The following is a 15,430-nucleotide window of genomic DNA, read 5'->3' on the forward strand; positions in this document are numbered from 1 at the left end:
AAATTTTACATAAATTTACGTCGCCCCTCATGGTATAATCTTTGGCTCCGCTTATAAAAAAAACCAGTATGGAAAAGTTTGACGCAATTGTAATTGGCTCAGGACAAGGCGGTAACCCACTGGCAAAAAAGCTGGCGTTGAAAGGCAAAAAAACAGCGCTCATTGAGCAAAGATATCTCGGCGGCACCTGCATCAACGACGGTTGTACTCCAACTAAAGCCATGATAGCCAGCGGCAAAGTAGCCCACACAATCGCAGAAAGCAAGTCACTCGGCATCATCAGCAGAGGCTATACAATAGACCTTCCCGCCATCGTAGCGCGTAAAGATGATATTGTGCTGCGCTTCAGAAATGGTACCATCCGCAACATGGAAAAGAACGGCGTGCACATCATTCACGGCAGCGCTGCATTCAGCGGTCACAAAACCATCACAGTGGCATTGCATGACGGCGGCGAACGTACCCTCTCCGCTGATCTCATTTTCATCAACACCGGCGCAAGCCCGCATATACCGGATATTCCGGGCCTGCAGGATGTTCCCTGGCTCACTTCCACCTCCCTGCTGGATGAAGTAGTGGTACCTCCTGATCTTATTATCCTCGGCGGTAGTTATATTGCACTGGAAATGGGACAACTCTATCAACGTTTAGGCAGCAACGTTACAGTACTGGAAACCTCACCGCAACTGGTTTCCAAAGAAGATGCTGACGTAGCCGCCGTTATCAGGAACTTCCTCGAAGATGAAGGCATCCAGGTGTATACCTCCACCGAACCAACCGGCATCAGCAAAAGAGACAAAGAGATACTGGTGCATGTCCGCTCTGTTACCACCACCAGAACGCTCTCCGCCTCTCACCTGCTGGTTGCCACAGGACGCAGACCCAACACGGCAGCACTGAGTCTCAGCAAAACGAATGTAACCGCAGATGAAAAAGGATATATACAAGTCAACGACCGGCTGGAAACAAACATCCAGGGCATTTACGCACTCGGCGATGTAAAACCTGGACCCGCTTTTACACATATCTCCTACAACGATCATCTCATCATCTATAAAAACCTGTTCGGGGAAGCTGCCATGTCAACAAAATCAAGACAGCTCCCATACTGTATGTTTACAGATCCGCAACTGGGACGCATAGGATTGTCTGAAAACCAGGCCAGAAAAGAAGGCTACCCGATACGTATAGCCACGCTCAGCATGGATAAAGTAGCAAGGGCAATAGAAACAGGCAACACACAGGGCTTTATGAAAGCAATAGTACATGAACACACAGACCAGATCCTCGGCGCAGCCATCGTAGGCACTGAAGGCGGCGAGATAATGACCATCCTTCAGATGGCTATGCTGGGCGGTATAACGGCTACGCAGGTACGCGAAATGGTTTTCGCCCACCCGCTGTACGCAGAAGCGCTCAACAATTTATTTATGACACTGGAAAAATAAGACCAATCTGAGTATATTTTTCCCCATCAGCGATGCTTCCTATGATCACATTGTCACATGTTTCGAAATCTTTTCTTCATAATAAAAAAGCAGTGGATGATATTTCCTTTGAGGTCCAACAAGGGGAAACACTGGTATTACTCGGCACCAGCGGCTGTGGCAAAACCACTACCCTCCGCATGATCAACAGGCTCATATCACCCGACAACGGAAATATTCTCATCAACGGAAAAAATATCAACGACCAAAAACCCGAAGGCCTCCGCAAAAACATAGGATATGTATTGCAGAACAACGGCCTTTTCCCTCATTACACAGTAATCGAAAATATCAGTACCGTTCCCCGCCTGCTCGGATGGGACAAAAAACGTATGCATACGCGTGCACTGGCATTAATGGAAAAACTCCACCTCCCGGCAGACACCTACGCAACAGCTTATCCGGCACAACTGAGCGGCGGCCAGCAACAACGCGTAGGACTGGCACGCGCGCTGGCAGCAGATCCTCCGGTATTGCTGATGGACGAACCATTCGGCTCACTGGACCCGCTCACACGCATCAGCGTCCGCAGAGAATTTAAAACGCTCGATGAACTGAACAGCAAGACCATCATTATTGTTACCCATGATATAGAAGAAGCTTTTGAACTGGGCTCACGCATCTGTATCATGAATGAAGGACGTATCCTCCAACTGGGAACCCCTTCAGAACTGCTCTTCAGGCCTTCAGACGATTTTGTGCGATCATTCCTCGATAAACAACGACTGCAACTGGAACTGAAGTCACTGCTGCTGTCAGACATATGGACGTATCTCCCCGACGCCGGCAATGAAGCTTCAAAACCTCGCCTCAGCAGCGGAAATAATTGCTGGGAAGCACTGGAAAGGCTGGCTGAAGGCCCGTTGCAGGCCACACAAAACGGGAGTGTGAAAAATATCGGCGGCGACGCCCTCATGAATGCTATTGCTGCATATAAAAACCGGTAATCAGTTATGGAAACAGTTGAGAGCTTTTTCGGTTTTCTCCGGCAGGAGTCAGGCAAATTACTGGAACAAACGCTTACCCACACCGGTCTTACTTTCATTTCCGTTCTGCTGGCAGTGATGATCGGCGTACCACTGGGCATCGCCATCACCCGCAGGAAAAAAATGGCCTCCCTGGTGCTGGGCGTCGCAGGCATATTGCAGACCATCCCCAGCATTGCCTTACTCGGCTTCATGATCCCCTTACTGGGGATTGGCCCCAAACCCGCCATCGTAGCGCTTTTCCTGTATGCCCTGCTACCAGTGATCCGCAATACCCACACAGGAATACTCGGTGTAGATGCCAGCGTCACAGAAGCAGCCAGGGGCATGGGCATGAGTAACTGGCAAATGCTCTGCCGCGTACAACTGCCCCTCGCCATGCCGGTGATATTGGCAGGGATACGCACCGCCACAGTAATCAACGTAGGCGTAGCAACACTCGCCGCCTATATCGCAGCTGGCGGATTGGGAGAATTCATATTCGGCGGCATCGCACTCAACAACAGCAATATGATCCTTGCAGGCGCCATCCCCGCCGCACTACTGGCTATCCTGTTCGACTCGCTGATCTCCCTGCTCCAGCGCATCAACATAAAAAGATCCCGCAGGATATTGCTGGCTATGCCCGTATTGTTGCTCGGACTATCATCCTTCTACCTCTTGCCTGCCGCTTATAGCAGCCGGCTCCTGGCCGGTTTCACACCTGAATTCATGGGCCGTAAAGACGGTGACATCGGATTAAAAAAAGTATACGGACTACACATGCGCACGCTCGTAATCAGCGATATGATCATGTATAAAGCTGCCTATGAAAAAAAACTCGACGTAATCAGCGGCAGCAGCACAGACGGCCGTGGAAAAGCATTTGACCTGGTGGTACTGGAAGACGACAAACACATCTTTCCACCCTATTATGCAGCCCCTGTCGTACGCACAAAAGTGCTGGAAAAATACCCGGAACTGGAACCTGTACTGAACAAACTCTCTGGTACAATTAATGATAGCATTATGACAGAACTCAACTACCGCGTGGATTACCTGAAACAGGACCCCGCCAGGGTGGCCAGAGATTTCCTGCTGTCAATCGGATTGTGGAAACCCGCAGCAAGCGGTGCAAAAGGCACTGTACGCATCGGCTCGAAAATCTTCGGCGACGGGTACATCCTCGCCAATCTGTATAAAATGCTCATTGAAGGTTACACCGATCTGTCTGTTGTCACCAAAACAGGACTGGGCGGTACCAAAATCGTCTTCAATGCCCTCATCAACGACCAGATCGATATGTACCCGGAATATACCGGCACCGGCCTGCTGGTGATCCTTCAGGCGCCGCAACCGGCAATTGATAGTATCATCAGTGACAAAGAAAAAGTATATAACTATGTAAGTGATGGCTTTCTGAAACAATACCAGATTAAATGGCTGAAACCAATCGGCTTCAACAATACATATGCGCTGATGATGCGCCGGGAACAGGCTTCCAGGTTACGCATCCATAATATTTCAGCGCTTCGCGATTATGTGAATCATAAATAACCACCATATTTATGCAATTGATAAAAGACTATGAAAGCGTACGCAGACGAACGGAAGAGATCTGCGCGCCCCTTAAAACGGAAGACTATGTGGTACAGCCCGTCGTGGATGTAAGTCCGCCCAAATGGCACCTCGGTCACACTACCTGGTTCTTCGAAACCTTTATCCTCCTTCCTAACGCCAAAGGATATACGGAGTTTGATCCGCAATATAATTTTGTGTTCAACAGTTACTATGAATCAGTAGGCGCCCGCGTGATACGTACCGACCGTGGTAACCTCAGCCGGCCTGCCGTGGAAGACATCATGAGCTACCGCCGCCATGTGGACAATGGCATGCGCCGCTTCCTGGAACAGGGCCTCCCGCCTGAACTGCATGACCTGTTCGTATTAGGACTGAATCACGAAGAACAACACCAGGAACTGTTGTACACCGACATAAAATATATCCTCGGCCATAATCCTTTACTGCCGGCCTATGATCCGCAACGCCAGTCGCCCGCCGCAAATACAAATAGTGACGGATGGCTGCACATAAAAGCCGGCCTGTATGAGATAGGATTTGCAGGAGAAGGATTTTGTTTCGATAATGAACTGGGAAGACATAAAACCTATCTCTCAGACTACAGCATCAGCACTTCACTTGTTACCAATAACGAATACCTGGATTTCATCACGGCAGGCGGTTACCGCGACTTTCGTCACTGGCACGCAGAAGGATGGGATTGGGTGAAGAATAATCACGTACAGCAACCCATGTACTGGTACAATATGGATGGACAATGGATGCAATACACCTGGCAGGGATTACAACCACTGCAACCAGACGCACCACTGTGCCATATCAGCTACTATGAAGCCGCGGCATATGCCTCCTGGAAAGGATTACGGCTCCCTACCGAATTTGAATGGGAAGCCGCCGCACCACAGCTGCAATGGGGCCTTCGCTGGGAATGGACAGAGAGCGCCTACCTACCCTACCCCGGTTTCGCCAAAGCACCCGGCCCCATCGGAGAATACAACGGGAAGTTTATGGTCAGCCAGATGGTATTAAGAGGAGGCTCCGAAGTAACACCACCCGGCCACAGCCGCATCACATATCGTAATTTCTTCCATCCCGCTCTAAGATGGCAGTTCACCGGAATAAGACTAGCAAAATGATTAGCGTATATAACAAAACCACCACCGGCACCTTCTCTCATGATGTGATAAAGGGCCTTTCGGCGCCACAGAAATACCTGGATTCCAAATATTTCTATGATGCAGCCGGCGACGTGCTGTTCCAGCAGATCATGCAATGTCATGAATACTATCTCACCAACTGTGAGATGGAAATACTCGCCACTCAGTCTGCCGCCATCGCCGCTGCATTCGACAAATTCGCAGGCGAATACGATGTTGTGGAACTGGGCGCCGGCGACGCCACCAAATCACAACACCTGCTGAAACAGTTACTGGATAACGGGAAAGATTACACGTATTTCCCAATCGATATCTCTTCCAATGTAATCCGGCAACTGGAAAACAACCTGCCAGGGATACTGCCGGGCCTCCAGCTGAAAGGACTCAACGGCGAATACTTCGAGATGCTGCAACAGGCAAATGACTATACATCGAAGAACAAAATACTGCTCTTCATGGGATCTAATATTGGCAACTTCACGGTAACGGCTGCACGTAATTTCTGTCAGCAGCTCCGCAGCTATATGCAGCCAGGTGATCTCCTGCTGGCAGGCTTCGACCTGAAAAAACACCCGCAGGTGATACTCAGCGCCTATAACGATAGCGCCGGCATTACCAGGGCATTCAATCTGAACCTGCTGAAACGCATCAACCGCGAACTGCACGCCGACTTCAAACTCTCCGCATTTGAGCATTTCCCCGTATATGACCCCGCTACAGGCGCCTGCAAAAGCTACCTCGTCAGCCTGGAAAACCAGGTAGTACACATTGACGGCAAAGCATTTACATTCCGTGAACACGAAACACTGTATATGGAAATCTCCCAGAAATACACACTGGAAGAAACAGAACAACTCGCCGCCCAAAGCGGGTTCAAACCAGTCGCCTGCTTCATGGACAGCAAAAAATGGTTTGCAGATTGCTTGTGGAAATGTATCTGAGCCTACTTCCAGGCCCCCAGCAACCGGCGTATAGCCACTATCTCGCCGGTATGATAACTCGTATGGTCAGCGATCAGCACAGCTTCCCGGAAGAGGTGCTGGCCGCTGCCATGCGCAAATGGCGTAAACAACGCGGCATCAGGCGCTTCCAGCAGTAATATGAAAGCCTTGAGGTCAGTCTTGATCTGCGCCAGGCTGCTATCCCACGCCTCGCCGTTCTTCGGCGCCGGCTCCGCCGGCCAATAACCTTCAGGCCAGCGCGGCGACTGGTATTCGGGGTCCCGTGAAAATTCCAGTATGTCTTTCTGCGCTATACGTATATGCTCCACCAACTGCCAGATACTGTACGGCAACGATTCCGGTACTACCCCCCGCAATTTTGGCGGCAGGTCCTTCACCGCATCTGCAAGGCTAACATGGGCATTGTCCTTCAGGAGCAGCTCCTTCAGTGACTTGACGATGGCTGTTTTCAGGATCGCAGCGTTATTTTCCATATCCTCAGAATGATTTTTTTAGTTGGCTTTTCTCTGCCGGGTTATCGAGGTAATACGTGAAAATTTATGAATATCTGTAAGTTAACAAAAGTTAGAACGATAATGTTGCGATGAGCATTTTTCATTCAAAATTTTAAGGAAGAAAACTCCACTGATCTAATTTGTATTAAGACGATAATTTTAAGAAGTGATTAACCGCTGCCACTTTGGTAAGAATTAGTTTACGTTCATTACCAATATTGCGCCTCATTCTATGGTTAAACGCCTGTCCTTATTGCTTATCTTATTTTGCTGCAAACAAGTGCAATTATTTGCACAAAGAGAAATCAGCGGCACCGTCTATGAAAAGGATAGCAGGCAGCCGCTTCCCGGCGCCAGCGTACTGCTCTATAATGAAAGATCCGTACTCAAAGCCCAGACCCTCTCCGACAACAAAGGCAACTTCGAACTCAAAAATCCCCCGCTGGGAAATTACAGACTGGTCGTTAACTTCATCGGGTACAAGTCTGAAATGAATACGGTCATCATCACAGAGAAAACAAAAAAAATAAACCTCGATTACGTACAGCTGGCACGTAACAGTATCAAACTTAACAGCATCGAAATTAAGGGCGAAAAATCCCTCTTCTCTATCAGGAAAGATACCATCGAATTTGATGCCAACCAATTCTATACACACGCCAATGCTTCCCTCAACAATTTACTGCAAAAACTGCCTGGCCTTACCATAGATGCCAATGGCAATTACTTCTTTCAGGGTAAACCCATCAAAGAATTATACATCGATGGGAAACCCGTATTGCAGGACCCTAAACGGTTAATGGAAATAGTAAAGGCCGATATGATCAGCAAAGTGCAGATCACCGATAAAAAAAATCTCGGCGGTGTAGTAGAACCAGGTAACGACGCCAAAGTACTCAACCTCACCATCCGGAAAGAAGCCAGGAAAGGTATCACCGGCAACCTCGGCGCCGGATACGGCACTGATGACCGCTATGCCGCAAACGCCACCATGAACATGCTCCGCGAAGATAAAATGCTGATCGGGATGGTGAACCTCAACAACATCAACAACGGCAGGGAACCCGGTGCCAACACCGAATTCACCAATATAACAGGCATTCCCGGTGTAATAAAAGCGTTGACAGGATTCACTCAAATGAACTTCGATATAACACCTGAAATAAAAGTATCCGGCTCCCTGATGCAGAATAATACAAATGCCTCCAACAATGAAACCACAGAACGGCAAAATATCTTTCGCGAAGCTAATACCTTTTATACCAACAATGCTTACCGGGAACAAAATACACACAGCACACAGGCTAACCTGCGCGTGGATTATACGCCCGATCAAAACAACAAACTCACCTTTGCACTGGACGCCAGCCGGCGGAAAAATTTAAACACCTCCTACGGTAACTACGTCACCACCAATGATAAAAAAGACACCATTAACAACGGCATCATCCGCAATGCCGACAGCTCCATTCAAAAAAATATCACTACCAACGTAGACTACGTACACCAGTTCAAAAAACAAGGCCGTATGCTCTCTGCTAACATCGCATTCGGCGCCAACTGGAACTATAGCTACCAATATAACTTCAACTTCAACAATATCTCAAATGATATAAAACCAGATACCATCAATCAACAGGTACAACCCAAGATCTACTCCAGCATATTGGATGCACGGCTGAGTTACCGCGAACCACTCAGCAAATCCTGGCTGCTGATACTCGCATACAACCTTAATCAAACCTTCACCCGCAACAGGCAGTATGCTTATGCTTACGATAAAATGGGTTATTACGCACTGGTAGATTCCCTGTCCTACCACTTTCAGAACAAGACATTGAGTCACAATATCATGACAGGATTGAACTTCAGTAAAGGCCGCTTCCAGGCGGGACTATACGCAGGAGTAGCATTCAATGACATCAACAGTAATAATAAAACCGCTAAAGAAACGATCCGTAACCGGCAGGCAAACTTTGAACCTGGTCTTCAGTTTTCCTACAAACCGGATAACTATAAAACTTTCAGCTTTAACTACTCCGGTCGCAGCTTCCGCCCAGACCCTAATTATTTCTGGCCAGTCGCAAATATCCAGAACCCGCTGTATATCCAGCTCGGTAATCCTGATCTGAAACCCGGGTACATGCATTCGCTTTCATTAAACTATACGTCTATCAGTATCAGTAACACAACATTTGTAGCCGCCGTTGACGGCTCCTACTCCCGGAATGCGGTGAGTACAGCCATTTATGCAGACTCGCTGGGCAGACAAGTTAGCATTCCTGTCAACGTAAACGGCAACTACGCCATCAGCCCGAACATATTACTGTCAACACGCCTGAAGAAGCCCGGCATCACCCTTACCGGTATGTCCAGATTCACGCATAACAAAAGCATCTCGCTGGTCAATTCCATTTCCAACACCACCCGCACTTACACTTTCGATAATATGCTGACAGCCGTCATGACCTGCAAAGAAATCCTCGAAACCTCTGTCGTATTGCTGCATACGTATACCGGCAATAAATACTCCATACAAAATGAAAGCTACAGCGACTTCCTGAAATATAATATATTCGTCAACGTTAGCACCTATCTCCCCTGGGATATTAATCTCGGTTCAGCAGTAAACTATTCCGTCAACACCGGCGCCAAACAAAAATACACGCTGCTGGATGCCTGGGTCTCCAGGTACCTCACCCGCAGCAAGGCACTGAAAGCAAAACTCTATGTATACGATATACTCCGGCAGAACCGCAGCCTGCTAACAACGTTCAACGAAACATACAGAGAAACGATTCAGAGCACCGCGCTGCAACAGTACTTTATGTTCAGCCTGACTTATTACTACGGCCCGCATAAACGCACCCCGTAGAACTATGATTAGCGTGATTATTTTGATTGTCCTGATGAGTGAAAATAAAAACCAAAGGCCCGCTTAGCATCAATCTAAGCGGGCCTTTGGTTTTTATAATCTATTATCTTCTCCCTAATCTTCACTCATCAGGACAATCAAAATAATCACCCTGATCACAGTCCTAGTTCGCCGGCTTCTCCAGCAACTTGAAGAACTGATCCAGCTGCGGCAATATCACGATCCTTGTTCTGCGGTTAGCAGCGCGGCCTTCGGGAGTATCATTCGAAGAAATAGGCACAAACTCACTTCTGCCGGCAGCTGTCATGCGTGCAGGCGGAATATTGTACTGATTCTGCAGGATACGCACAACAGAAGTAGCTCTCTTCACACTCAGATCCCAGTTATCCAGCAATACGTTCGGACGGTAAGGCACATTGTCCGTATGACCTTCCACCATGAATTCAATATCAGGCTGGTTGATCAGCACTTTGGCCACTTTGCCCAGTACCTCTTTGGCCCTGTCTGCCACTTCATAGCTCCCGCTTTTGAACAAAAGCTTATCGGAGATGTCGATGTATACCACGCCTTTCTCCACTTTGATATTGATGTCCTTATCATCCATATTGCCAATAGCTCCTTTCAGGTTCATTACCAGCTGCATGTTCAGTGAGTCTTTACGGGCAATGGCAGACTGCAGGTCCTTGATATAGGCATCCTTCGCGCCGATATTATCGAGCGATTTCTTGATGCTTTCTGCCTGTGAATTGGAAATAACAGACAATTCCTTGAGATGATCCAGCATTTGCGAGTTGTTGGTCTTCAACTGCGTCTGCTGTTCTTCCATGGATTGCACTTTGTCTTTATAGGAAGCTGCTGCCCGGGCAGCGTCTTCTTCACATTTCTGGAGTCTCGCCGCATTAGCCCTGTAAAGACTGTCGAGACGTGCATTTCTTGCTTCTGATTCCCTTAACTTTCTCGGCGCCGAGCAAGATGCAAATATTGCTATTGCTGCAACTGGCAAGGCTAATCTTTCAATTTTCATAAATTGTTAATTTTTATTCATCTAACAAATAAGTAATATAGGGTTACAGCCTGCAACGGACGAGCATCGCAATTTAATCAAATAACAAGCCGAAGCGCAAATGGCCACCTTATTCTAAGTGGTTTCTAATATGAATAAAATGCCATTTTTTATCATATATTTGATCAGAAGCCTGATAGCATTGCAACGGCAGGTAACCATAAAAAAACGTTAATATTTTACAGGAACTAAGTAACTTGGCCGCAGGCTTTATATCGCTGTATCTATTTTCCATTAATTGCTGAACATTGTATGAGAAAGGGGGCTTCTTCGGGTCAACCAACAATAAAGGAAATTGCAAAACGTCTTAATATCTCTGTATCTACCGTATCCAGGGCATTAAACGATCATTACAGCATTGGGCTAAAGACGAAAGCAAGAGTGAAGCAGCTCGCTGAAGAAATGAACTATGAACGCAATGAGACCGCGATCTTCTTTCAGCAAGGCAAAACATTTACAATAGGAATCCTGCTGCCGGAGCTCTCAGAAGCATTTTTTTCCAGCGCTATCAGCGGTATCGAAGATACCGCCTACAGTAATAACTATACCGTATTGCTCGGCCAGTCGCACGACGACGAAGCCCGCGAAAAACAGATCATACAAAGTATGAAACAACACCGTGTAGATGGTTGCATCGTTTCCATCGGTAAAAACACACGGAATTATGAGCACTTCGAAATGCTGCGCCAGGCACGCATTCCAGTCGTTTTCTTTGACCGTATCCCCGATCTTCCGGATATACATTCCGTTTCCTGCAACCTCGAATCAGGCACCATCCAGGCAGTAGATTTCCTGCTGAAAAAAGGGCACCGTGTAATCGGTATGATCAATGGCCCTGAACAACTGGTAGCCAGCAAAGAGCGCGCCAGTGGCTATATCAAGGCATTGCGCAAACACCGCCTCAAGTTTGATCCTGAAATGATTGTCCGTGCAGACCTCACCGCCGCAGGTACCGCTGAAGCCATGAAACAGCTCCTCTCCCTGAAGCGAAAAGTCACTGCTGTAGTCACTTTCAACGACTACGTAGCAATGGACGCCGTCCAATACGCCCTGAAACAAAAACTGACTATAAATAAGGATATAACTTTTGTATCTTACGCCAATACGCCGGTAAGCAGCTATACTGCCTTCCCTCCCGCCGCTTCTGTAGAGCAGTTTCCGTACGAACAGGGACAGGCAGCTACCAACATATTGCTGTCAATCCTGAATGGAGAGCATGCTTTAAATGATTATAAAAGTATGATCATGGAATCTCAACTGGTTATTCATAACCGTTAGGGGCATTCTCGCCGATAACCTTGCCACAGTGGGCACTGTGGCAGGCTATTCGACCTCATTGTTCGCTGTTATAATAATCGCTGTCTTTCCAGCTCCGTTTTCCTTAATTGCTCCACTATGTTAAAGAAATATTTTAACATTCCGCTCACGCAAACGCTTGCGTTAAACACGCAAACGCTTGCGTAAATGCCTTTCTGGCCATTATTTGACGCTATACCACCACCAACACGCGAAAAGGGCACGCCATCTCCTCCTTTGTAAAATAAAAGAAAGAAGAAGGCCCGCACCACCGTACAGGCCTTCTTACATTATTATAATTATACTAAACTATCAATCACTCAAATCTTCGCACATCATCCCAATCACAAAAATCACATAAATCACAGTTTCAGATTCGCATCAAAATAATCCGTGATCTTCTGCATCAGATGCGTTCTGTCTTTACCCAGTACATTGTGCAGATGACCTGGATATACAAAATAATCCACCTGTACTTCATTATCTACACAGGCTTTCAGGAAGTTAATGGAATGCTGCCATACTACCACATCATCGTTGGTGCCATGTATCAGCATTAAATGTCCCTGAAGGTTTTTAGTTTTTGTAAGCAGGTTGGAAGTAGCATAGCCTTCAGGATTTTCCTGCGGCGTATCCATGTAACGTTCTGTATACATCACTTCATACATGCTCCAATCAATCACCGGTCCTCCGGCCACTGCTGCCTGAAACACGCCCGGGTGGCGCAACATCAGGGAAGTAGTCATGAAGCCGCCGAAACTCCAGCCATGCACGCCCATTTTCTGCTGGTTCACATAAGGCAGTGATTTCAGATAGGCAACACCCTGCAACTGGTCGTTCATTTCAACAGTACCCAGCTGGCGGAAGGTAGCCTGCTCGAAAGCCATACCACGATTAGCACTGCCACGGCCATCCATCGTGAAGATGATATAACCATGCTGCGCCATGTACTCATACCACAGGTTACCGCTGTAAGGGAATGTATTGTGTATCAGCTGCACATTCGGACCGTTATACAGGTACACAATCACAGGGTATTGGCGTGTACTGTCAAAATCAACCGGCAGGATCAGCTTACCATATAATGGGGTGCCGTCATCCGCTTTCAGCGTCACCTGGCGGATTTCAGGACGCTTGAAATCTCTCAGCGGGTCTGCGGCAGTCAGCAACTGCTCCTGCCATTTGCCACTCAGGGCTGCCAGCTGCGCTACGCCAGGCACATTACCTGCACTGTAGCTGTCCAGCAAATAAGCGCCGTTGCTACTCACCTGGATATCATGCCACCCTGCAGCCTGATCCAGCCTGCGCAAGGCGGCAGTCTTCAGATTCACAGCGTAACCATGCTTTTCCATCGGGCTTTCTTTGGCAGCAGTAATCACCACCTCATTGCCTGCAATATGGAAGCCTGCCAGCTCATTCACCACCCATGAACCCTTTGTAAGCTGACGTTCCAGCTGACCTTGCGTATTATACAGGTATAAATGCGTATAGCCGTCACGGTTACTCCACCAGATGAACTGGTCCGGTTTGCCGGGAATGAAAGTAAGCGGATGAGTAGGCTGTACATACTTATTATCCGTTTCTTCAAAAAGCGTTTTCATCAGCTCTCCGGTAACTGCATTATACTGGTTAAGCCACAAATGATTCTGCTCGCGGTTCAGCAACGCCACGTATACCGACTGCTGATCAGGCGCCCAGGTAACACAGGTGAGATAATGATCTGCCGGACCTCCGGTTTTTAGGAAGACCGTTTTTTGTGTTGATGGCTGATAAATACCCAGCGTTACCTCATGTGATTTACCACCAGCCATCGGATATTTGATGATATTAGCATGTGCTGGCACAACAGACCAGTCTACAATCGGATAGTCGTTCACCATACGCTGATCCATGCGGTAAAACGCCACCAGGTCGCCTTTCGGTGAGAAGAAAATACCCTTATCTATACCAAACTCTTCACGGTGCACGCTTTTACCATTCACAATGTTCACGTCTGTATCATTGGTAATTTGCTGTGTAACACCGCTGGTGTTATGTAGCAGGAGGTTATTCTTAATGGTATAGGCAATTTGACGGCTCTGCGGATTGACAGTAATGTTCTCTGCATCAACAGGCAATGTACACCATACATGGAACTGCATAGCGCCGTTTTCCAGACGGCCGGAGTAAAGCGTATTCTCAATATTACACCAGGCTTCTGTGCCAGAGAGCCAGTGCATAACAGGAAAGCCGCGCAGCGACTTAGCACCGGCAAACAGCTGCTTGCTGAACTGTGACAAAGTAAGCAAAGTGTCAGCGGGGGAAGCTGCGCTCTTCCGGGCACTAACACCATATTTTACCCATGCCGCCGCGCCGTTGGCCGTAACAGCCCTCGTATAAGCGTCTTCGCCGGGTATCCATTCAAACTGTTTGATTCGCTCCGGCGCAAGGTCCTGCCGGAGCCCGTTAGTGGCCTGCGCCATCGTATACGTCCGCTGCTGGGCATAGGAAAGTTCCGCTCCGCTGATGATCATTCCCGTCATCAGCAGTAAAATCGTTTTATTCATTGCGATAACTTTTGATTGTTTTGATTTTCCTGAAGGGCGAAACTATGATTTCTTTGATGAATGCAACAAAGAGAAGATGATGTATAACCTGTTTTTACTATACAGGAGGTCAACAGGCTGTATGAAGAACAGCTGCTTCTTATTCAATTATCAAAAGGGGGAAAGGCACACCAAAGGGAGGAAGGGGCAACCAGGGGTAAAGGGGTAAAGGCTACCCGCTAATTGTAAGCAAACTAGTTACAGTCTGGCCAGATTGCGCTGAAGCCATTCTCTTTCCTCCGGCAACAGGTACTCCGCCCTCTTCTCCGTAATCCACGAGAAGGTGTTTTTTACTTCCTGTTTGGAAGTCCGGAAACGGAAAAGGAATTCCATGCCCAGCATCAGATCCGTAAATCCGTGTTTGAAGTTCTCTATGGTAGACCGCGCACTGCTACGTCTTTTGGAGAGCAGTTCTGTGATACGGGTGATCACCGCCTGGATCGCCTTTTCATCTGCATATTTATAAATAGCCTCCATCGCTTCAAATTTCAGTTGACCGCGCAGCAGGCATCGTATATAGAACATCGCCTCCTTCTCCTTCTCAATATCGGCGATGGTCGCAAAAGCAAGACCTTTTACATCCTGGCTATGGTGTTCCAACAGTCGCTTGAGCGTGGGCAGGCTTTTGCGGGTACCGGTTTTGTGCAGCAACATAGCGATATCGTAAACATCGTAATCATTCACGGTACGTTTCAGTAGTGAAAGGGCCCATTCCTCCACCGCAGGGTTGCTGGTATTGCGCAGGGCCGCCAGCGCAGAGCGTCTGACATTACTGTTAATGGATAAAGTATTGTTAAAAAGTTGCTGCAGATTGATGTACCCGGGAATGGATAAACCTAGCTCCAGATCCTGCTGGATAGCGGTAACAATATCCGCGTCCTGCTCCGCCCGGAGACGATCCATCATAAAACGGATTACTTCCGGATCATTGGTGTTACGTGAAAGCTGCATAATAATAAAGCCTG

At 47.8% G+C, this 15,430-nt stretch carries 11 protein-coding genes; 7 read left to right on the plus strand and 4 right to left on the minus strand.

All coding sequences use genetic code 11. The annotated features are described in order from the left end of the window. The first annotated feature begins 68 nt into the window (after positions 1–68). The 5 genes from VM802_RS29730 to egtD are packed head-to-tail and all read left to right on the plus strand — an operon-like array spanning position 69 to position 6,131. Positions 69–1,448, plus strand: a complete 1,380-nt coding sequence (locus VM802_RS29730) for a mercuric reductase (protein WP_325537694.1) — start codon at positions 69–71, stop codon at positions 1,446–1,448. Between the two features lie 41 nt (positions 1,449–1,489). Then, a complete protein-coding gene (locus VM802_RS29735; protein WP_325537696.1) occupies positions 1,490–2,434 on the plus strand; it encodes an ABC transporter ATP-binding protein in 945 nt (314 codons plus the stop codon). 6 nt (positions 2,435–2,440) lie between these two features. Next, entirely contained in the window at positions 2,441–4,009 is a 1,569-nt protein-coding gene (locus VM802_RS29740; protein WP_325537698.1) for an ABC transporter permease/substrate-binding protein, read from the plus strand. A gap of 11 nt (positions 4,010–4,020) precedes the next feature. Beyond that, complete coding sequence (gene egtB, locus VM802_RS29745; protein WP_325537700.1) at positions 4,021–5,169, plus strand: ergothioneine biosynthesis protein EgtB; 1,149 nt, start codon at positions 4,021–4,023, stop codon at positions 5,167–5,169. After that, positions 5,166–6,131 (plus strand): L-histidine N(alpha)-methyltransferase, encoded by a 966-nt coding sequence (gene egtD / locus VM802_RS29750; protein WP_325537702.1) that lies wholly within the window; start codon positions 5,166–5,168, stop codon positions 6,129–6,131. The genes egtB and egtD overlap by 4 nt, the downstream gene beginning before the upstream one ends. A 2-nt stretch (positions 6,132–6,133) precedes the next feature. On the opposite strand, the gene VM802_RS29755 is transcribed toward egtD, so the two are convergent. After that, positions 6,134–6,625 (minus strand): DinB family protein, encoded by a 492-nt coding sequence (locus VM802_RS29755; RefSeq protein WP_325537704.1) that lies wholly within the window; start codon positions 6,623–6,625, stop codon positions 6,134–6,136. Between the two features lie 301 nt (positions 6,626–6,926). On the opposite strand from VM802_RS29755, the gene VM802_RS29760 reads away from it, so the two are divergent. Beyond that, entirely contained in the window at positions 6,927–9,521 is a 2,595-nt protein-coding gene (locus tag VM802_RS29760; protein ID WP_325537706.1) for a TonB-dependent receptor, read from the plus strand. Positions 9,522–9,684: 163 nt separating this feature from the next. Here the strand turns inward: VM802_RS29760 and VM802_RS29765 are convergent, their stop codons facing one another. Next, entirely contained in the window at positions 9,685–10,545 is an 861-nt protein-coding gene (locus VM802_RS29765) for an OmpA/MotB family protein (protein ID WP_325537708.1), read from the minus strand. A 291-nt stretch (positions 10,546–10,836) separates the two neighbouring features. Here VM802_RS29765 and VM802_RS29770 point away from each other — a divergent pair, with 291 nt between their 5' ends. Then, a complete protein-coding gene (locus tag VM802_RS29770) occupies positions 10,837–11,862 on the plus strand; it encodes a LacI family DNA-binding transcriptional regulator (protein WP_325537710.1) in 1,026 nt (341 codons plus the stop codon). A gap of 380 nt (positions 11,863–12,242) precedes the next feature. On the opposite strand, the gene VM802_RS29775 is transcribed toward VM802_RS29770, so the two are convergent. Next, entirely contained in the window at positions 12,243–14,426 is a 2,184-nt protein-coding gene (locus VM802_RS29775; RefSeq protein ID WP_325537712.1) for a S9 family peptidase, read from the minus strand. 237 nt (positions 14,427–14,663) lie between these two features. Beyond that, on the minus strand, positions 14,664–15,430 hold a 767-nt coding region (locus tag VM802_RS29780), incomplete at its 5' end, for a HEAT repeat domain-containing protein (protein WP_325537714.1).

The sequence above is a fragment of the Chitinophaga sp. genome, from assembly GCF_035538455.1.
Classification (GTDB): domain Bacteria; phylum Bacteroidota; class Bacteroidia; order Chitinophagales; family Chitinophagaceae; genus Chitinophaga.